The organism is Dechloromonas denitrificans (assembly GCF_001551835.1).
GTDB lineage: Bacteria > Pseudomonadota > Gammaproteobacteria > Burkholderiales > Rhodocyclaceae > Azonexus > Azonexus denitrificans.
The window spans coordinates 178,610-198,266 of the sequence record NZ_LODL01000035.1 but is presented as its reverse complement, the minus strand read 5'-3'; the positions used below and the strand labels follow the sequence as shown (position 1 = coordinate 198,266).

Below are 19,657 nucleotides of genomic sequence, written 5' to 3'. Positions count from 1 at the left end.
ATGCAGAGCAGCCGAGGCCGGAGATCCTGGCGGTCAACAACGGGGGTTGCATGAAAGTCATCATTCTCGGCGCCGGCCAGGTCGGCGCCAGCGTGGCGGAAGGTCTGGTTTCCGAAGAAAACGACATCACCGTCGTCGATAGCGACGGGGTGCGCCTGATGGCCCTGCAGGACAAGCTGGACCTGCGCGCCGTGGTCGGCAATGCGGCAACGCCGAGCGTGCTGCGCGAGGCCGGGGCGGCAGATGCCGACATGATCATTGCGGTGACGCAGAGCGACCAGAGCAATCTGGTGGCCTGCAAGCTGGCGCAGAGCGTCTTCAATGTGCCGACCCGGATCGCCCGCCTACGGTCGCGTGACTTTCTCGAAGATGCCGGCCTGTTGTCGGAGGAGAATTTCGCGGTCGATTTCGCGCTCTGCCCGGAACAGGTGATTACCGATTACATCTGCCGCCTGATCGAATTCCCGGAAGCCTTGCAGGTGCTCAATTTCGCCCGGGGCCGGGTGAGCCTGGTGGCGGTGCGCGCCTATGAAGGCGGTTTGCTGGTCGGCCAGCCGATCAAGCAGATGCGCGAGCATCTGCCGCCGGAAATGGATGCCCGGATCGCCGCCATTTTTCGCCGCGACCAGCCGGTCTTTCCCGAGGGTGATACCGTCGTCGAGGCTGGCGACGAGGTCTTCCTGCTGGCCGCGGCCGAACATATCCGGCCGGTGCTGCGCCAGCTGCGGCGGATGATGCGGCCGGTCGAGCGGATCATGATCGCCGGCGGCGGCAATATCGGCATCCGGCTGGCCAAAACGCTGGAAAAACGCTACGAGGTCAAGGTCATCGAAGGCCGCAAGGAGCGTGCCGAAGTGCTGGCCAACGAACTCGACAATGCGCTGGTCCTGCTCGGCGATGCCACCGACGAGGAGTTGCTGGAACAGGAAAACATTGCCGAGATGGATCTCTTCCTCGCGCTGACCAATGACGACGAAGACAACATCATGTCCGGCAGTCTGGCCAAGCGGCTCGGCTGCCAGCGGGTGGTGGCGCTGATCAACCGCCGGGCCTATGCCGAGATGATCGAAGGCGGGCCGATCGACATCGGTATTTCGCCGGCCCAGGTCTCGATCGGCACCTTGCTCGCCCATGTTCGGCAGGGCGATGTTGCCGAAGTGCATTCGCTGCGCCGCGGCGCGGCCGAGGCGCTGGAAATCGTTGCCCACGGCGATGCCAAGACCTCGAAGGTGGTCGGCAAGCGCATCGACCAGATCGACTGGCCGAGCGGCGTCACGGTGGCGGCCGTCGTCCGCAATTTCGAGCAGGCTGTCATCGTCGGCCAGACCGACGACTGGACGGCGATCACCCGGCACGGCGAAGTGGTGATCGCGCACCACGATACGTTGATCGAGGCGGAAGACCACGTCATCGTCTTCTGTACCCGCAAGAAACTGGTCAAGAAGGTCGAAAAGCTGTTCCAGGTGGGTTTCCACTTCCTTTGAGAGGTCGACCATGACGCGCTTCGCTCCCGTTTATCGCGCGCTGGGCATGATCGTCATGCTCTTCGGCCTGACCATGCTGGCGCCGCTGATCGTTTCCTACGTTACCAACGACGGGGCGCAAACCGCCTACGACGAGGCCTTTCTGCTGACCATGTTGTGCGGTGCCTTTCTCTGGTACCGCTACCGCAATTGCAAGCGCGAGCTGAACATCCGCGACGGTTTCCTGATGGTCGTGCTGGTGTGGACGGTGCTGCCGGCCTTTGCTGCCATCCCGCTGATGCTGCAGCTGGGCATCAGTCATACCGATGCCTATTTCGAGACGGTGTCCGGGCTGACGACGACCGGTTCGACGGTGCTCGCCAACCTCGATACGCTGCCGATGTCGGTCAACCTGTGGCGCCACCAGCTGGTCTGGGTCGGCGGCATGGGCCTGATCGTGCTGGCCATCGCCATCCTGCCGCTGCTCGGCATCGGCGGCCGCCAGATGTTCAAGGCGGAAACGCCGGGGCCGATGAAGGACGCCAAGCTGACGCCGCGCATCGCCGAGACGGCGAAAGGCTTGTGGCTGGTCTATCTCGGAGTCTCCATAGCCTGCATCCTCGGTTTCCGATGGGCCGGCATGAGTTGGTTCGATGCCGTTTGCCATGCCTTTTCAACGATGGGGCTGGGCGGCTTTTCCACCCACGATGCCAGTTTCGGCTTTTTCAATTCGCCAGCCATCGAAGCGGTGGCCATCCTCTTCATGCTGATTGCCGGCATGAATTTCGGCACGCTGTTCCTCGCCGTCAACGGGCGCTCGCTACGCCCCTATCTGCGCGATCCGGAAGCCGGCTGGTTCCTCGGCATCACGCTGCTCAGTATCATGGCAGTGGCGATCTATATCTGGAAGGACGGCGCCTACCCCGATCTCGATACGGCGGTGCGCCATACCGCCTTCAATCTGGTCTCGATCGCGACAACGACCGGCTTTGCCAGCGTCGATTTTGCCCAGTGGCCGATCTTCGCTCCGCTGTGGATGCTGTTCCTGTCCAGTTTCGTGACCAGCGCCGGGTCGACCGGCGGCGGCATCAAGATGATTCGGGCCTTGGTGCTCTACAAGCAGGTCTACCGCGAACTGCTGCGTGCCATGCACCCGAGCGCCGTGTACAACGTCCGCATCGGTGGCCAGGTGGCGCCGCAGCCGATTCTCTTCGCGGTGCTCGCCTTCGCCTTCATGTACATGGTCAGCATTGCCTCGCTGACACTGCTGATGGCCTTCACCGGCCTCGACATCGTCTCAGCCTTCACCGCCATCGTCGCCAGCATCAACAACACCGGGCCGGGCCTCGGCGTGGTCGGGCCATCGACCACCTACGAAGTGCTGGAAGACTTCCAGACCTGGATCTGCATCTTCGCCATGCTGCTCGGCCGCCTGGAAATATTCACCTTGCTGGTCGTGCTGACGCCGGCTTTCTGGCGCAAATAGCCGCTTCTTCCAGCTTTTCCTGATGCAGCGCAAGTGACCGCAGCCGGGGAAAGGCGGATAATCTCGCCTTTCCGAATTTTCTGGCGGAGTCCGACGTGAGCCGACCCAAAAACGATACTTTCCTGCGCGCCCTGCTCAAAGAGCCGACCGACTACACACCGCTCTGGCTGATGCGCCAGGCCGGCCGTTACCTGCCCGAGTACTGCGAAACCCGCAAACGGGCCGGCAACTTCCTGAACCTGTGCAAGTCGCCGACCATGGCCTGCGAAGTGACGCTACAGCCGCTGGCCCGCTACGACCTCGACGCCGCCATCTTGTTCTCCGACATCCTGACCGTGCCGGACGCGATGGGCCTCGGCCTCTATTTCGCCGAAGGCGAGGGGCCGCGTTTCGAGCGCCCGCTGCGCGAGGAATGGGCGATCAACAACCTGACCGCGCCGGACCCCTACGAGCACCTCGGCTACGTGATGGATGCGGTGGCCGAAATCCGCCGCGCCCTGGACAACTCGGTGCCGCTGATCGGCTTCTCCGGCAGCCCGTACACGCTCGCCTGCTACATGGTCGAAGGCCAGGGGTCGAGTGATTTCCGCCATATCAAGGGCATGATGTACAACCGCCCGGACCTGCTGCACAAGATCCTGTCGGTGACCGCCGACTCGGTAATCTCCTACCTGAACGCCCAGATCGACAGTGGCGCGCAGGCCGTGATGATTTTCGACACCTGGGGCGGTTCGCTGTCGAATGCGGCCTACCAGGAATTCTCGCTGCAATACATGCAGCGCATCGTCGCCGGCCTGAAGAAGGAAAAGGACGGCCAGCGCATTCCGAGCATCGTGTTCACCAAGAACGGTGGCTTGTGGCTGGAAAAGATCGCCGCCATCGGCTGCGATGCGGTCGGCCTCGACTGGACCATCGACATCGGCGAAGCGCGCCGTCGCGTCGGCGGCCAGGTGGCGCTGCAGGGCAACCTCGACCCGAACGTGCTGTTCGCCGGCCCGGAAGTCGTTGCCGCCGAAGCGAAGAAGGTGCTCGACAGCTACGGCCCGGGCAATACCGGCCACGTTTTCAACCTCGGTCACGGCATTTCGCAATTCACGCCGCCGGAAAGCGTCACCGCGCTGGTCGACGCCGTCCATTCGCACAGCCGCCTATTACGTAAGTAATATTGATAAGTGAGGGGCAAAGCCTGACTTATACACAGCGCTTTGCCTTTCACGAAGAAAAAGTCCGGAAAACCCCTTGACAGCAACGCGTTTGTTTAAAGTATTGAATATAAACAATATTCGCAGTTGCACAATATTTCGGCAAAGTAACAAACTCCTTACGGGACGGTTACTTAGCGGCAACAATCGAAAGCAATCCACAAAGTTATCCACAGCTTTTGTGGACAAGCCCGGCAGCCCCCGGCCGGCCGGGGGCCTGATCCCCGTTTTCGACTACTGAAGGCACTCCCCGCTCCAGCCATGCCCGTCTTGCGCGTTGCCCTCGATTTGCCGCTGCATCGGCTGTTCGATTATGTCGCCGAGGCGGCGTCGACCGCCGAGATCGGCTTGCGCGTCCGGGTTCCGTTCGGGCGGGGCGAACGGCTGGGGGTCATCGTCGATGTTCAGGATGGTAGCGACTGGCCGCTCGCCCAGTTGAAGCCGGCCGGCGAAATCCTGCGCGACCTGCCGCCGTTGCCGGCCGATTTCTTCCGCCTGTGCGAATTCGCCAGTGCCTATTACCAGGCGCCCTTTGGCGAAGTGCTGCTGCAGGCTTTGCCGGTCGGCCTGAAACGCCTGGATCCACCGACCCGGCGCAATACCCGGGCGGCCAAGTCGACGCCGCCTGTCGCTGCGCCCGAGCTGACCGAAGAGCAGGCGGTTGCCGTCAATGCGATCGACCCGGCCGCCGGCTTTGCAGCCCATTTGCTGCATGGCGTCACCGGCAGCGGCAAGACCGAGGTTTACCTGCGCCTGATCGAGCGGGCGCTGGCCGCTGGCCAGCAGGTTCTGCTGCTGGTCCCGGAAATCAATCTGACGCCGCAACTCGAAGGCCGGGTGCGGGCGCGTTTTCCGGATACCGGCGTCGTCTCGTTGCACAGCGAACTGGCCGAGGCGGCGCGCGAGCGCAACTGGCGGGCCGCCTTTGCCGGCGAGGCAAGCATCGTGCTCGGCACCCGGCTGGCGATTTTCACGCCGTTGCCGAGGCTCGGCCTGATCGTCATCGACGAGGAACACGACCCATCCTTCAAGCAGCAGGACGGCATGCGCTATTCGGCGCGCGATGTCGCGGTCTTTCGCGCCCATCAGCTCGGCATCCCGATCCTGCTCGGTTCGGCGACGCCGTCGCTGGAGTCCTGGGCCAACGCGCAGAGCAAGCGCTATGGGCTGCTTACCCTGCACGAGCGGGCCAATCCGGAAGCCTCGTTGCCGGCGGTGCACGTACTCGATACGCGCAAAATGGCCTTGCAGGAGGGCGTCAGCGCGGCGCTGGTGGCTGGCATCAAGGAGCGCCTGGCGCGCGGCGAGCAAAGCCTGGTCTTTCTCAACCGGCGCGGCTATGCGCCAGTGCTGGCCTGTCCGGCCTGCGGCTGGATCTCGCGCTGCACGCGTTGCGCGGCGAACATGGTGCTGCACCTGGCCGACCGTCGCCTGCGCTGTCACCACTGCGGCTGCGAACACCGCGTCCCGAAAGCCTGCCCGACCTGCGGCAACCAGGACATCCACCCCTTCGGGCGCGGCACGCAGCGCCTCGAAGACTGGCTGAAGGAGCAGTTTCCGGAAGCCCGTATCCTGCGCGTCGACCGCGACTCGGTGAAGAGCCGCAAGCAGTGGGAAGTGATGCTCGAGCGCATTCATGGCGGCGAGGCCGATATCCTGGTCGGTACCCAGATGCTGGCCAAGGGCCACGATTTCCCAAAATTGACGCTGGTCGGCGTGCTCGGCGCCGACTCGGCCTTGTTCGCTGCCGACTGGCGGGCACCGGAACGGCTGTTTGCCCAGTTGATGCAGGTTGCCGGGCGGGCCGGGCGGGCCGAGCTGAAGGGCGAGGTGCTGATCCAGACCGAGTACCCGGATCACCCGCTCTATGCGGCGCTGGTCGCCCACGACTACCCCGGTTTCGCCGCGACCCTGCTCAAGGAACGCGAGCAGGCCGGTTTCCCGCCCTATGCCTTCCAGGCCATGCTGCGCGCCGAGGCGCCGGAGATGGCCGATTCGATCGCCTTCCTGCAGGCCGCTGCGGCCTTGCCGGTGATCGCCGAGCACGAAAACATCCTGATCTACGATCCGATCCCGATGAAAATGGCCCGTCTGGCCAATCTAGAGCGCGGCCAACTGCTTGCCGAATCGTATTCCCGGCCGGCCTTGCAGGCCTTCCTGCCGTGCTGGCGGGAGGCGATTGCGGGGATCAAGGCGCCGTCCAAATTGCGCTGGCATATCGAGGTCGACCCTTTCGAGTTCTGACCGGCACGCCCCTTGCAATGGAGTCATTCCAAACTTGGCAAGGAGTGCAACATGAGAATCCAGGAATCGACGGTACAACTGGCGGCGACCCACGAGGCACAGTATAGCCAGACGCTGGAAACGACCACGGTGCAGGACTTCCGGCAATTGTTCAAGAGCCTCGCCGCGGAGAGCCGCGAAGACGAAGTTGCCGCCCGCGAGCGCATGCAAAAACTGTTGCAGCAACTGGTCGATGCCATTCTGGCGGCAATCGACGGCAAGAAATGCAAGGAAAACCTTGCCGCTCCGGAGACTTTGCCGGTCGATTCCGAATTGCCGACGCGGACGCGGGAAATCAGCTGGCAGCGCACGGTGACTGAATGCATTTCCGAATCGGAACGGACCAGCGTCTGCGGCAGCGGCACGGTAAAAACCGCCGATGGCCGGTCGATCGCTTTCGACTACTCGCTCGATCTGGCCCGCGACTACAGCAGCCGGAAAACGACCAGTGAATCCGCCAGCGTCCAGTTGCGCGACCCGCTGGTCCTCAGCTTCGACGGCAATTCCTGTGAACTGACCGAAGAGCGCATGGCCTTCGATCTCAACGGCGATGGCACGCTTGAGGAGATTCCCGGCCTTGGCGCGAGTAGCGGTTTTCTCGTCTTCGACCGCAATGGCAACGGCAAGGCCGACAATGGCAGCGAGTTGTTCGGCGTCGCCAGCGGCAACGGTTTCGCCGATCTCAGCCAGCTCGACAGCGACCATAATGGCTGGATCGATGAAGGCGATAGCGCCTGGAACCAGCTCGCCATCTGGTCCGGCGACCAGTTCGGCTCGCTCGCCTCGCGCGGCGTCGGCGCCTTGTATACCGCTGCGGTGGACGCCCCGTTTTCGCTAAAAACCGCCGACAACGAATTGCTCGGCCAGATCCGCTCGGCCGGGCTCTATCTCAGCGAGGCGGGGGCGGCCGGCTCGCTGCAGCAGGTCGACCTCGCCATCTCAAGTCCGGCGGTTGGGGCGCAGCAACCAGCCGAGCGCCAGAACCTGAGCGCCTAACAGGCTGCAGAAGGCGGCGCGGAAAGCCGCGTCGCCGGCCCAGGCATTAGCCTGCAACAGGTCGACCAGGACGCCGATGCCCCATTGCAGCCCGAAGGCGCCGGCAAAGACCAGCAGGTTGAGCGCGGTATTGGCACGTCCCGACATCGCCGGCGGGAAGGCCTGGGCGACCAGCGAATAGGCAATGTTGGAGAGCGAGAAACAGGCGCCAAGCACCGGCCACAGCAGGTTGCCGGCCAGGGTCGGCTGACTGGTGATGAGCGCGAAGCAGGCGAGGGCGAGCAGCATGGCGCCGAGATAGATTTTTTCCAGCTTGATGCCGCGGTGCACCAGCGCCGTCGCGAAGAAACCCATGAACAGGAAACCGGCCAGCATGGCGCCGCTGATCAGCGTCAGCCGGCTGCCCACTGCCGCGCCGTCCATGCCTTCCAGCACCATCATCCAGCGCGAGGCCCAGAGGCCCTGGACGGCCATGAAGCCGCCGGTGAAGCAGAAACCCATCGGCGCATAACGCCAGAAATGGGCGCTGGAGAAAATGCTTTTGACGCCGGCCAGTTGCTCGGCGAAGCCGGCTCCCTTGGTTTCGCTGGCCTTGTCCGGGACGAGAAACCAGAGCAGGGCGGCGACCAGCAGCGTGGTGGCGGCCAGGGAGAGGGCGATGCCTCGCCAGCTGGCAAAGCCGAGGGCCAGTTCGAGCGGTTTTGACGCGGTCAGTGCGCCGAGCCCGCCGGCCGCCATGATCAGGCCGGTCAGCGAGGCCTGGCGTTCGGGCGGGAACCACTGGGCAAAAGCCTTGAAGGAGGCCATCAGGCAGGCCGAGACGCCGAGGCCGATCAGGGCGCGGCCGATCGCCAGGCCGCCCAGTTCATCGGCCAGCGCAAAGGTGGCGGCGCCGGCGGCGGCAAGCAGCAGCAGGCCGGCCTCGACGCGGCGTGGGCCGAAACGGTCGAGCAGCATGCCGAGCGGTAACTGGGCAATGCCGAAGGCGAGGAAATAGGTACTGGTCAGCAGGCCGAGGGCGTTGTCGCCGAGGCTCAATTCGCGGGCGAGAACCGGGCCAAGCACGGCATTGACCGTGCGGTACAGGTAGGACAGGAAATAGCCGGCGGCAAAAGGCACAAAAAGCCTGAGCCACAGCTTGCGGGAGGCAGGGGGAATCACAGGTTCTCCGGTTTCACGTGGAACGCCTTGACCGGGGACGGTGTTTGTTCCGGGTTCTGGCGGAGCCAGGCGAGCCGCTGTTCGATTTTCTGTTGCCAGTGCCGCGCAATGCCCGGAGTCGCCGCCAGTTGGGCGAGGGCGGCCGGGTCGGGGCGGTGGGCCTGCCACAGTTGCATGGCGGCGGCCAGGGTCGGGGCACTGGCCTCGCTTTCGCGTTCCAGGCAGTCGCCGGGGGCGACCCGGCCGGGCGTAACGACTCGCCAGTACCAGCCGGTCAGCCGCTGTTCGGCAATGAAGGCGGCCATGCCGTCGCAGGCAAAGCGTTCGTCGATTTTCCAGCACGGGCTGCGCGGCTGGCAGACTTGTAGCCGGGCCGTGCCGAGGTACCAGATTTCGCCGAGGCGGACGTCGTTTTCGTCGAGCTCCGTAGTGGCGATGTTTTCGCCGAGGCTGCCCGGCACGAGCAGCGGGGCAGCTGCCGGGAAGCGTGCGGCAAGCCGGGCGTAATGGCGGCTCGGGTAGAGGTGCACAGCTTTTTCAGGGCCGCCGTGCACGCGACGGTCGGCCTGCTGATCGCCGACGAAGCCTTCCGGACCGAGTTCGAGAGCGCTGCTGACGGCTTGTTTGTAGATCCCGGTCGGCCGACCGGACTCAGGCAGCGGCCGGATGCCGCCGATGAAAAGGGAGATGTTTGCCATGGTCGCCGGATTTTGCCATCAATTCCACAACCAGGCAGCGCCGCGTACCCCCGAGGAATCGCCATGCGCCGGGGGCAGGATCTTGTTGTAAAAAACGTCGGAAAATACGTGTGGACCGCAGCGCTCCGGCAGGTTGCGGTAGAGGCGTTGCATTTTCGACAGGCCGCCACCGAGGATGATGATCTGCGGGTCGAGGACGTTGATGATGCCGGCCAACGCCCGTCCGAGGCGTTCTTCGTAGCGCTGCAGGGTCGCTTCGCAGGCGGCATCGCCGGCCGCCGCGCGCTGTTCGATCTGTTCGGCGCTCAGCGTTGCGCCGGCGTGGCGCCGGTGGTCGGCACTCAGCCCGGGGCCGGAAAGGTAGGTTTCGACACAGCCGGCCCGGCCGCAATAACAGGGCGGCAGCGGCAGGTCGGCGGCATCGGGCAGCGGCAAGGGGTTGTGTCCCCATTCGCCGGCAATGCCATTGGCCCCGCTCAGCACCTGCTGGCGGACGACGATGCCACCCCCGACGCCGGTGCCGAGAATGACCCCGAAGACGATTTCTGCGTCGCGGCCGCTGCCGTCGATCGCTTCCGACAGCGCAAAGCAGTTGGCGTCGTTGGCCAGCCGAACCTCGCGCCGCAACAGGCTTTGCAGATCCTGGCGCAGCGGCTGGCCGATCAGGCAGGTCGAATTGGCATTCTTGATCAAACCACTGGTCTGCGACTCGGTACCGGGAATGCCGATGCCGAGCGTACCGCGTCGGCCGAGTTCGCTTTCGGCCGCGGCGACCAGTCCGGCCACCGCCTGCAGCGTTGCCGGGTAATCGCCCTGCGGCGTGGCGACGCGCCGGCGCAGCAACGCCTGCCCGTCGTCACCGAGGGCGATGATTTCGATCTTGCTGCCACCGAGGTCGATACCGAGACGCACGGATCAGACGCGGACGGCGATGCCCTTGACGTTGCCGTAGGTGGTGGTCAGCGTGCGCAGCACGCTGGCCCCGGCTTCGAGCAGCAGCATGAACAGGTTGCGTTCGCTATAGAGGCAGACCGGGCCGCGGATGCCGTATTTGCTGATCATGGCCGGGGCCAGTTCGGCAAAGCGCTGGTCGATCGGTGCTTCCGAGCCGGCATAGGCTTCGCTCAGTTCGGAATGCAGGCCGAGGATCGACAGGTAGAGCTTGCCGCCGATTTTCAGGCGGCGCATCAACTGGCGCACGACCTGGCGCGCCTCGCCGTAGCGCATGCCGCACAGACCGCGGCGAATGACGATGATGTCGAAGGCTTCGCCGCGCAGCTTTTCCGGTAGTTCGGTCAGCGAGCCGGCGGTAAAGTGGATTTCGTCGCGCAGTCCGGCGGCGAGAACGCGGCCTTCGATGTCCTGGCGGCGTGACTCTTCGTCGACTACCGTGACCTGGGCGCCGAGGCCGGCAAACTTGACGGCCAGTCCGCCTTTGCCGGCTGGCAGGATGAGTACCGAAACCCGGTGCTCGACCCGTTGCCGCTTGTTGCATTCTTCGAGCGCATAGCGCTCCAGTTCATCGGTCCCCGTCTCCAGGGGATTCGCAGTAATATTAGTTTTCATGATTTGTCTCCCACCCGATCCATTGTGCACGAAGGCCGGGCGCTCTGACAACCGGGAAAAAGCCAAGGAAAAAATATGCTAGTGACCTTCGAATCAAGCGAAACAAGCGAAGTCCTGATGTTCGCCGAAACGGCCAAGATGCTGCTCGAGGCCATCGGCAAGGAAACGACCAAGCGTGGGACGTTCACCCAGGCCGAGATGCAGCCGGCCGCCGATGCCTTGCGCCAGGCCGTGCAGCGCTCGGAGGAGGCGGCGCCGCCGGTCGACGAGGACGAAGAGGAAGAACTGAAAAAGAAGAAGGAGCCAGTGATCGTGTTGCGTCAGCGGGCCTGGCCGCTGATCGACATGCTGGAGCGGACGGCGCGTTCCGGCCCCGATGCGCACATCGTGTGGAGCGCCGCCGCCGACTTCTGAGTCGCCTCAGAAGAGCTCGATATCGTCGCTCTTCTCTTTCATGTCGGCCATGAACTGCTCGATCGCCTGTTGTACCGGCATGCCCTGCATGACCGCGTCGAACATGGCGATTTCCTCGCGGGTCGAGTACTTGGCCTTGATCCGCCCCTGCAGGCCGACCCATTCGGTCGGATTGAACAGGCGGCCGGTATCGGCCACCAGGTCGCTCAGTTCGCCGAGACTGAGGCCGACGTGGGCCAGGCGCTGAACCAGCTTGTCGTAGAACTGGAAGGCGATGATCGCCTGGTGCACCATGCTCAACACGTGTTCTGACACACCGCCCAGGTTCTGCTTGGCCTGGCCGACCGCGCCGTCGTCGGGCAGGGTCTGGATGGTGTCGGAGATGGTCTGCATGTAGCCGGCCATGGTGGTGAAGGAGTTGGTCAGCACTTCGACCGAGCTGTTGCTGTCCTTCATCGCCGACTCGATCTGCATCGCCGCCAGTTCCAGCATCAGCACCGTTTCGCGGACCTGGCTCCAGTTCAGGTCGGGCATGTGGGCGCTGGTGCCGCGCGGCAGGCTGGAAGGCTCGGTCATTATGGGGTTTGCTCCGTGGTCAGGCGAAAAACTATAGCGCACTTCCGGCTGGACGTTCCAGCACGACGTAGTGCTTGCGGACGGCCTGCAGGACTTCGAAGGTGCCAGTAAAGCCGCCGGGAATGACACAGGCGTCGCCCGGGCCGAACTCGCTGGCCTTGCCTTGGGCATCGGTAATGCGCAGGCGACCTTCGATGACGCAGAAAAATTCGTCCTTGCCGGGCGCGAAGGCGATCTGCCAGGCGCCCGGTTCGCAGGCCCAGATGCCGGCCGAGAGGTCGCCGCCAGGGGCGAGAAAGTGTTGGTGCGTGGTGCGCAGCGGATTGCCGGCGAGCAGGCGCTCCGGGCGCGGTCGGTCGTAGCTCGGTTCCGGGTTGGCGGTGGCGAAAATGGTCAGTTGCGGCATCTCATTTCTTCTTGCTGGCATCGGCTTTCTTGCGCCAGCGGGCGATATCGGCCGGCGTCGGTTCGCTGAATTTGCCGCCGCCGGCATTGGCCATGAAGATGACGCCACGGGCGACTTCGAGATCGCTCAGGGCCGGGTTGCCGCCCTTCGCTGGCATCTGGCGGATACCACGCAGGGCGGTTGGCACCAGTTCGTTGAGGCCTTCGCGAACCAGCCCGCCCCAGCGTTTGCTGTCGCCGAGCCGCGGCGCATTCAGTTTGCCGTCGCCGTGGCACTCCTTGCAGGTCGATTCATAAACCTCGGCCCCGTTCTTGTCTTCGGCGAGAGCGGGCAGGGCAATCATGGCAAGCAGGGCTAGGAGCGGACGCATCGGCAAATCTCGGCTATGGTCGGGCGCGTATCTTAAATTGCCGCGATAATTTGCGCATGCCTTTCCTCCGCCCGACGATTTTTGCCCTCTTGCTCTGGTCGACCGCCGCACTCGCCGCGCCGGCCCTGGTCGCCGTCGATGTCGGCCATGGCGTCAAGGATAGCGGTGCGCTGAGTGCCCGCGGCCGCCCGGAATTCGAATTCAACCAGGTCTTTGCCGGCGTGCTCGCCGACGCGCTGCGCAGCCGGCAACTGGGCGTCGCCGAAATAAACTTCGCCGGCGATATCGGCAGCCTGGCAGCGCGGCCGGCTCAGGCCAGGGGCAGTGACTTCTTCATTTCAATCCACCACGACTCGATCAGCGAAGCCTGGCTGCAGTTTTGGGACTGGGATGGCCGCGAGGCGAGCTACACCGAGGTCAAGCGCGGTTACGGCATTTTCGTCTCGGCGCAGAATCCGGACCTGTCGACCAGCCTGCGCTGCGCTTCGACCATTGGCGCCATGCTGCGCCGGGCCGGCTTCGTGCCTTCCACCTGGCATGGTCGCCGGCACCTGGCGGCCGATGCCGAGAATGGCGTCTGGTATTACGACAATCTGGTGGTGCTCTACCGGACGACGCTGCCGGCCGTGCTGTTCGAGGCCGGCGTCATCAAGCACCGCGAGGAGGAGCTGGAACTGCGCGACCCGGAACGCCAGGCGCGGATGGCCGACGCCGTGGCGACCGGCATCGCGGCCTGCCTGTCGGTCAGAGAAATATCGGTTCCGGCGTCAGATCCACCGCAAACTTCGCCCTGACCGCGGCCTGCACCGCCGCCATCGTCCGTTTGACGTCGTCGCCGCGAGCACCGCCGTGGTTGACCAGGACCAGGGCCTGTTTTTCGTACATGCCGACCGGGCCGAGCGCCTTGCCTTTCCAGCCTGCCTGCTCGATCAGCCAGCCGGCGGCCAGCTTGACCCGGCCGTCGGCCTGCGGATAGCGCGGCAGGCCGGGGTGCTCGGCGGCCAGCGTCGCGGCTTGGGCCGGGCTGACCACCGGGTTGTGGAAAAAGCTGCCGCTGTTCGGGATCAGCGCCGGGTCGGGCAGCTTGCGCTGGCGCACGGCACTGATCGCGGCGGCGATGTCCTGCGGCGTCGGCGTGCCGATGGCCTGGCTGGCCAGTTCCTGGGCGACATCGGCGTAGCGGATATTGGCCTGCCAGGCTTTCGGCAGGCGGAAAATCACCGATACGATGGCCAGCCGGCCGCTCAAATGCCAGCCTTCTTGCTTGAACAGGCTGTCGCGGTAGGCAAAACGGCAATCCTTGCGGTCGACGGTCAAAAAAGCCTGATTTTCAAAATCCCAGGCGCTCAGCGAATGCAGCAGTTCGCCGACTTCCAGCCCGTAGGCGCCGATGTTCTGGATCGGCGCGGCGCCGACCAGGCCGGGAATCAGGCTGAGGTTTTCCAGCCCCGGCCAGCCCTGGGCCAGCGTCCACTGTACGAAGTCATGCCAGTTCTCACCGGCCGCCGCCTCGACATACCAGGCCTCGGCATCCTCGCGCAGCAGGCGCTTGCCGGGAATCGCCATGTGCAGCACCAGGCCGTCGAAATCCCCGGTCAGCACCAGATTGCTGCCGCCACCGAGGATGAAGCGGCGGGCGGCGCGCAGCTCGGGGGCTGTCAGCTGGCCGGGGGCGGTGATCTTTTGGTAGCGGGCCGCCCGGCCGGGCAGGGCGAGGGTGTTGAAGGGGCAGAGGTCGACGTTTTGTTGCAGGTTCATGGCGTGGCATTTTCGTTGATTTCAACTGAGTTTGCTTGCTTTGCGACGGAGGAATCCGCTTGCCTGGCGATCTCGGCATTACACTGCCAATATCTGCGATTCATATTCGAAATAGCGGGCCAACAGGAGAATTCGTCACATGACTACTGTGCTTTCAAAAACTGTTTCGATTGCTTCGGCAGCCCTGGCCGGCCTGTTGCTGCCGGTTGCGGCCAGTGCCCAGGAGCCGGCCGGCGGCTGGCAGTTCTCGGTGATGCCCTATCTCTGGCTGCCTGGCGTCAAGGCTGACCTGAAGTACGGCCCGCCGGCCGGGGGGACGGCTTCGGCCAACGTCGATGCCGACGAAAACGATGTCCTGAGCAGTATCCAGATGATGCTGATGATTGCCGGCGAGGCGCGCAAGGGGCCGTGGTTGGTGGCGACTGATTTCGTCTATCTCGACCTCGGCAATACCGAGAGCAAGGTCAAGAGTGTCGACTTCAATCCCGGCTCGGGGCCGGTCAATGTCTCGACGACGCAGATTGGCGGCAACGCCAACTCGTCCTTCAAAGGCTCGGTGTGGACCCTGGCCGGTGGCTATGCGCTGATCAGCGAACCGGCAGTCAGCCTCGATGTGCTGGCCGGCTTCCGCTACCTGGATCTGGAAGTCAGCAGTTCGTGGAATCTCAATGCTGCCGTTAGCCTGCCGAACAGCACGATGAACTTCAATCGCTCGGGCAGCGCCAGGAAGTCGCAGGACATCACGACTTTCATCGTCGGTGCCAAGGGCCGCTTCAAGCTGGGGCAGAGCGACTGGTTCGTTCCGTACTACGCCGACTTCGGCGGTGATGGTTCGGCCTATACCTGGCAGGTGGCGAGCGGCCTGGGCTATGCCTTCAAGTGGGGCGACGTCCGGCTCGATTACCGTCATCTCGCCTACGGCCAGGATGACGACAAGCTGCTGCACAAGATCGAACTGGGCGGCTTTGCCCTGGGGGCGAACTTCCGCTTCTGAGCATTTGGCTCGCCGGAAAGCCGGCCGTCGGCGGCCGGCTATTCCTCGTCGTCTTCGTCTTGTTCTTCGAGCTTGCGGATCAGCGCTTCGGCATTGCGTTCTGCGTACAGCTCGATCGCTTCCTGCAGGTTGGCGAGGGCTTCTTCTTCGGTGGCGCCGTCGCTGCTGATCGGAAGATCCAGGCAGCGCGCGACAAAAATCCCGTCTTCGGGATAGACCTCGTATTTGATTTTGAAGGGTGCGGGTTCGTTCATGGTGCTATCGGTTCAATGGTTTGGCGGGCAGGATGCCGGTCGGCGTCCTGCCGTGCAGGGATTAGGCGATTACAGCAAGGGCGCCAGCCAGTATTCGGCATCCTTCAGTGACATGCCTTTGCGCGCCGCCCAGTCTTCCAGCTGATCGCGGGCGATCTTCGGAATGGCGAAGTAGGCAGCCGCCGGATGGCCGATGTAGAAGCCGGAGACGGCGGCGGCCGGCGTCATCGCGCAGGACTCGGTGAGCTGCATGCCGGCATTGGCCGGGGCGTCGAGCAGGGCGAACAGTTCGCGCTTGGCGGTGTGGTCGGGGCAGGCCGGGTAGCCGGGGGCGGGGCGGATGCCCTGGTATTGCTCGGCGACCAGCGCCTCGTTGTCGAGCGCCTCATTGGCGCCATACCCCCAGTAGTGAGTGCGCACTCGCATGTGCAGCCACTCGGCGGCGGCTTCGGCCAGGCGGTCGGCCAGCGACTTGAGCATGATTGCCGAGTAGTCGTCGTTGGCAGCTTCGAACTCGGCCACCTTGGCGTCGATGCCGAGGCCGGCGGTGACGGCGAAGGCGCCGACGTAGTCGTGGTCGCCGAGGTAATCGGCCAGCGCCACATTGAAGCGGCCCTTCGGTTGCTTGTGCTGCTGGCGCAGGCCGACCCAGCGGGTCAGCTCGGTGGTCCGGCTTTCGTCGCTATAAATGATGATGTCTTCATTCTCGGCCTTGGCCGGGTAGAGGCCGAAGACGGCACGGGCGGTCAACCAGTTCTCGGCGACGATTTTGTCGAGCATCGCCTTGGCGTCGGCGAACAGCTGGCGGGCGGTTTCGCCGACCACCTCGTTTTCGAGGATGGCCGGGTAGCGGCCGGCCAGATCCCAGCTCTGGAAGAAGGGCGACCAGTCGATGAACAGCGCGAGGTCTTCCAGTTCGAGGTCAATCGCCTGCAAACCGAGTTGCTTCGGTGCTACTGGCGTGTAGGGCTGGTTCCACGTGAAACGGTTGGCACGGGCTTCGGCCAGCGTGACTAGCGTCGCGCCCTTGCGGCCGGCATGCTCGGCGCGCACGGTTTCGTACTCGGCAACGATTTCGGCCATGTAGCCGGCGCGCTGGTCGGTGGACAACAGCTTGGTGGCGACGCCGACGGCGCGCGAGGCGTCCGGCACGTAAACCACGGCACCTTCGGTATTGGGGGCGATCTTGATCGCGGTGTGGGCGCGGCTGGTCGTCGCGCCGCCGATCAGCAGTGGCTGCTTCATGTTCAGGCGCTGCATTTCGCTGGCGACGTGGGCCATTTCCTCGAGCGACGGGGTGATCAGGCCGGACAGGCCGATGATATCGACACGGTGTTCGAGCGCCGCCTTCAGGATGTTGTCGCAGGAGACCATGACGCCGAGGTCGACGACGTCGTAGCCGTTACAGCCGAGGACGACGCCAACGATATTCTTGCCGATGTCGTGCACGTCGCCTTTAACGGTAGCCATCAGGATCTTGCCCTTGCTACCCAGGCCGGTGCGGCTCTTTTCCGCTTCGATGTAGGGCAGCAGGTGGGCGACTGCCTGTTTCATGACGCGGGCCGACTTGACGACCTGCGGCAGGAACATCTTGCCGGCGCCAAAGAGGTCACCGACGTGGTTCATGCCGGCCATCAGTGGGCCTTCGATGACGGCGAGCGGCGGCTTGCCGGCGGCTTCGAGCTGGGCGCGCACTTCCTCGGTATCGGCCACGACGAAATCGGTGATGCCTTTAATGAGGGCGTGTTCCAGGCGCTTTTCGACCGACTGTTCGCGCCACGAAAGATCCGGGCCGCTGTCCTTGGCCTTGCCTTCCTTGACGGTCTGGGCGAAGTCGACCAGTGCCTCGCCGGCGCCCGGATGGCGGTTCAATACGACGTCCTCGACCTTGACTCGCAGTTCCGGCTCGAGGTCGTCGTACACACCGAGCATGCCGGCATTGACGATACCCATGGTCATGCCGGCCTGGATCGCGTGGTAGAGGAAGACGGTGTGGATCGCCTCGCGCACCGGGTCGTTGCCGCGGAAGCTGAAGGAAACGTTGGAGACGCCGCCGGAAATGTGGGCGTGCGGCAGGTGTTGCTTGATCCAGCGCACCGACTCGATGAAATCGACGGCGTAGTTGTCGTGTTCCGGAATGCCGGTGGCGATGGCGAAGATGTTCGGGTCGAAGATGATGTCCTCGGCCGGGAAGCCGATGCTCAGCAGCAGGTCGTAGGCGCGCTTGGAAATCTCGGTCTTGCGGGCAAAGGTGTCGGCCTGGCCCTTTTCGTCGAAGGCCATGACGATGACCGCGGCGCCGTAGCGGCGAGCGAGTTTGGCCTGTTCGAGGAACTTGGCTTCGCCTTCCTTCATCGAGATCGAATTGACGATGCCCTTGCCCTGGATGCACTTCAAGCCGGCCTCGATGACTTCCCACTTCGACGAGTCGATCATGATCGGCACCCGCGAGATGTCCGGCTCGGAGGCGATCAGCTTGAGGAACTTGTCCATCGCGGCCAGCGAGTCGAGCATCGCCTCGTCCATGTTGATGTCGATGACCTGGGCGCCGTTCTCGACCTGCTGGCGGGCGACGGCCAGCGCGTCGTCGAAGCGGCCTTCGAGAATCATCCGGGCGAAGGCTTTCGAGCCGGTGACGTTGGTCCGCTCGCCGACATTGACGTACAGCGAATCGGCGCCGACGTTGAACGGTTCGAGGCCGGACAGGCGCAGCTTCTTCTCGATTTTCGGCAATTTACGCGGGTTGACCGCAGCCACCCGCTCGGCGATCGCCGCGATGTGCTCGGGTGAGGTGCCGCAGCAGCCGCCAACGATGTTGACGATGCCGGTCTTCGCCCAGCTTTCGATCTCGTCGGCCAGCATCTCGGCCGTCTCGTCGTAGCCGCCGAAGGCGTTGGGCAGGCCGGCGTTGGGGTGGGCCGAGACGTAGCAATCGCAGACGCGCGACAGCTCCTCGATATACTGGCGCAACTCCTTGGCGCCGAGCGCGCAGTTCAGGCCAAACGACAGCGGCTGGATATGGTTCAGCGAATTCCAGAAAGCTTCGGCGGTCTGGCCGGACAGCGTACGGCCGGAGGCGTCGGTAATGGTGCCCGAGATCATCACCGGCCAGCGGCGGCCGGCACGGTCGAAGAAAGTTTCGATGGCGAACAGCGCGGCCTTGGCGTTCAGCGTGTCGAACACCGTCTCGACGAGCAGGATGTCGGCGCCGCCTTCGACCAGGCCGGTAATTGCTTCGATGTAATTGCCAACCAGTTCGTCGAACGTGACGTTGCGGTAGCCGGGGTCGTTGACGTCCGGCGAGATCGAGGCGGTGCGGCTGGTCGGGCCGAGGACGCCGGCGACAAAACGCGGCTTGGCCGGGTTGGCGGCGGTGAATTCGTCGCACAGCAGGCGGGCCAGTTTGGCGCCTTCGAAATTCAGTTCGTAGACCAGCTCCGACAGGTTGTAGTCGGCCTGCGACACGGCAGTCGAGTTGAAGGTGCAGGTTTCGAGGATGTCAGCGCCGGCTTCCAGATACTCGCGGTGAATGCCGCCGATGATATCGGGCCGGGTCAGGACCAGCAGGTCGTTGTTGCCCTTCAGGTCGTGCGGGTGGGCGGCGAAGCGCGTGCCGCGGTAATCGGCTTCCTGCAGGCCGTGGCGCTGGATCATGGTGCCCATGGCGCCGTCGAGGACGAGCAGGCGCTGCTCAAGAAGGGCGGAAAGTTCGGCGGTACGGTCGGCTTGAATCATGATCACCTCGGCAAATCGGCAAAAACCAGAAAACACACCGGGGGCACCGCAAAAACAAACGGCGCCACAAACCGGCTGGGTTTGCGAGCGCCGTTGATCATTGCCGAGCCTGGCCCCATTGCAGGGTCGCAGCGCTCCTCGGCAGGACTGCTAGTTTACTGGTCGCCGCCCGGACTGCCAAGTGCCTTGATTTAGTTAGCCTTTCATCGCGACGCGCTTCGCGGTCTTGCCGACCCCGCCGCTGCGCAGGTCGAAATGCACGCTGAAGTAGGTTTCCTCGGTCGGCGGCACGCCG

18 protein-coding genes and 1 riboswitch are annotated in these 19,657 nt (G+C 64.1%); of the genes, 8 read left to right on the top strand and 10 right to left on the bottom strand.

Annotated features, from left to right (window positions below):
- Positions 1 to 50 precede the first annotated feature (50 nt).
- From trkA to AT959_RS15675, 5 genes are all read left to right on the top strand, one after another.
- A complete protein-coding gene (trkA, locus tag AT959_RS15695) occupies positions 51 to 1,484 on the top strand; it encodes a Trk system potassium transporter TrkA (RefSeq protein WP_066884989.1) in 1,434 nt (477 codons plus the stop codon).
- Positions 1,485 to 1,494: 10 nt separating this feature from the next.
- On the top strand, positions 1,495 to 2,949 hold the full coding sequence (locus tag AT959_RS15690) for a TrkH family potassium uptake protein (RefSeq protein ID WP_066884985.1): 1,455 nt from the start codon (positions 1,495 to 1,497) through the stop codon (positions 2,947 to 2,949).
- Positions 2,950 to 3,044: 95 nt separating this feature from the next.
- Positions 3,045 to 4,112, top strand: a complete 1,068-nt coding sequence (gene hemE, locus AT959_RS15685) for a uroporphyrinogen decarboxylase (RefSeq protein ID WP_066884982.1) — start codon at positions 3,045 to 3,047, stop codon at positions 4,110 to 4,112.
- 300 nt (positions 4,113 to 4,412) lie between these two features.
- Positions 4,413 to 6,395 carry a primosomal protein N' gene (locus tag AT959_RS15680; RefSeq protein WP_066884979.1) on the top strand — a complete coding sequence of 661 codons (1,983 nt, stop codon included), beginning with the start codon at positions 4,413 to 4,415 and terminating at the stop codon, positions 6,393 to 6,395.
- A gap of 51 nt (positions 6,396 to 6,446) precedes the next feature.
- Positions 6,447 to 7,430 (top strand): hypothetical protein, encoded by a 984-nt coding sequence (locus AT959_RS15675; RefSeq protein WP_066884976.1) that lies wholly within the window; start codon positions 6,447 to 6,449, stop codon positions 7,428 to 7,430.
- Here AT959_RS15675 and AT959_RS15670 read toward each other — a convergent pair.
- From AT959_RS15670 to AT959_RS15655, 4 genes are read right to left on the bottom strand one after another with little or no spacing between them, the layout of a single operon-like run.
- Positions 7,374 to 8,591 (bottom strand): MFS transporter, encoded by a 1,218-nt coding sequence (locus AT959_RS15670; protein WP_066884973.1) that lies wholly within the window; start codon positions 8,589 to 8,591, stop codon positions 7,374 to 7,376. The two genes, AT959_RS15675 and AT959_RS15670, sit on opposite strands and share 57 nt — an antisense overlap.
- Positions 8,588 to 9,289 carry an MOSC domain-containing protein gene (locus AT959_RS15665; protein ID WP_066884970.1) on the bottom strand — a complete coding sequence of 234 codons (702 nt, stop codon included), beginning with the start codon at positions 9,287 to 9,289 and terminating at the stop codon, positions 8,588 to 8,590. Before AT959_RS15665 ends, AT959_RS15670 begins: the two co-directional genes overlap by 4 nt.
- Before the next feature lie 18 nt (positions 9,290 to 9,307).
- Complete coding sequence (locus AT959_RS15660) at positions 9,308 to 10,201, bottom strand: ROK family protein (protein ID WP_066884967.1); 894 nt, start codon at positions 10,199 to 10,201, stop codon at positions 9,308 to 9,310.
- 3 nt (positions 10,202 to 10,204) lie between these two features.
- Positions 10,205 to 10,855, bottom strand: a complete 651-nt coding sequence (locus AT959_RS15655) for a class I SAM-dependent methyltransferase (protein WP_066884964.1) — start codon at positions 10,853 to 10,855, stop codon at positions 10,205 to 10,207.
- Positions 10,856 to 10,930: 75 nt separating this feature from the next.
- Between AT959_RS15655 and AT959_RS15650 the strand changes: the two genes are divergently transcribed.
- Positions 10,931 to 11,269 (top strand): DUF1840 domain-containing protein, encoded by a 339-nt coding sequence (locus tag AT959_RS15650; RefSeq protein WP_066884960.1) that lies wholly within the window; start codon positions 10,931 to 10,933, stop codon positions 11,267 to 11,269.
- Positions 11,270 to 11,275: 6 nt separating this feature from the next.
- Here the strand turns inward: AT959_RS15650 and AT959_RS15645 are convergent, their stop codons facing one another.
- Genes AT959_RS15645 through AT959_RS15635 form a run of 3 tightly spaced genes read right to left on the bottom strand, consistent with a single transcriptional unit; the run spans position 11,276 to position 12,621 of the window.
- Positions 11,276 to 11,845 carry a hypothetical protein gene (locus AT959_RS15645; RefSeq protein WP_066884956.1) on the bottom strand — a complete coding sequence of 190 codons (570 nt, stop codon included), beginning with the start codon at positions 11,843 to 11,845 and terminating at the stop codon, positions 11,276 to 11,278.
- Positions 11,846 to 11,876: 31 nt separating this feature from the next.
- Complete coding sequence (locus AT959_RS15640) at positions 11,877 to 12,251, bottom strand: cupin domain-containing protein (protein ID WP_066884953.1); 375 nt, start codon at positions 12,249 to 12,251, stop codon at positions 11,877 to 11,879.
- A gap of 1 nt (position 12,252) precedes the next feature.
- On the bottom strand, positions 12,253 to 12,621 hold the full coding sequence (locus AT959_RS15635; protein WP_066884950.1) for a c-type cytochrome: 369 nt from the start codon (positions 12,619 to 12,621) through the stop codon (positions 12,253 to 12,255).
- Between the two features lie 56 nt (positions 12,622 to 12,677).
- Between AT959_RS15635 and AT959_RS15630 the strand changes: the two genes are divergently transcribed.
- Positions 12,678 to 13,415, top strand: a complete 738-nt coding sequence (locus AT959_RS15630; protein ID WP_066884948.1) for an N-acetylmuramoyl-L-alanine amidase family protein — start codon at positions 12,678 to 12,680, stop codon at positions 13,413 to 13,415.
- Here AT959_RS15630 and murB read toward each other — a convergent pair.
- Positions 13,366 to 14,379 carry a UDP-N-acetylmuramate dehydrogenase gene (gene murB / locus AT959_RS15625; RefSeq protein WP_066884945.1) on the bottom strand — a complete coding sequence of 338 codons (1,014 nt, stop codon included), beginning with the start codon at positions 14,377 to 14,379 and terminating at the stop codon, positions 13,366 to 13,368. The genes AT959_RS15630 and murB overlap by 50 nt on opposite strands.
- A gap of 139 nt (positions 14,380 to 14,518) precedes the next feature.
- Here murB and AT959_RS15620 point away from each other — a divergent pair, with 139 nt between their 5' ends.
- Positions 14,519 to 15,373: a hypothetical protein gene (locus AT959_RS15620; protein ID WP_066884942.1), complete on the top strand. Its 855-nt coding sequence runs from the start codon at positions 14,519 to 14,521 to the stop codon at positions 15,371 to 15,373.
- Between the two features lie 38 nt (positions 15,374 to 15,411).
- On the opposite strand, the gene AT959_RS15615 is transcribed toward AT959_RS15620, so the two are convergent.
- Together AT959_RS15615 and metH are read right to left on the bottom strand one after the other, a co-directional pair.
- Positions 15,412 to 15,627: a type II toxin-antitoxin system HicB family antitoxin gene (locus AT959_RS15615; RefSeq protein WP_066884939.1), complete on the bottom strand. Its 216-nt coding sequence runs from the start codon at positions 15,625 to 15,627 to the stop codon at positions 15,412 to 15,414.
- Positions 15,628 to 15,696: 69 nt separating this feature from the next.
- Complete coding sequence (metH, locus tag AT959_RS15610) at positions 15,697 to 19,359, bottom strand: methionine synthase (RefSeq protein WP_066886402.1); 3,663 nt, start codon at positions 19,357 to 19,359, stop codon at positions 15,697 to 15,699.
- Between the two features lie 81 nt (positions 19,360 to 19,440).
- A riboswitch (S-adenosyl-L-homocysteine riboswitch) is annotated at positions 19,441 to 19,508 on the bottom strand.
- Positions 19,509 to 19,657: the final 149 nt, after the last annotated feature.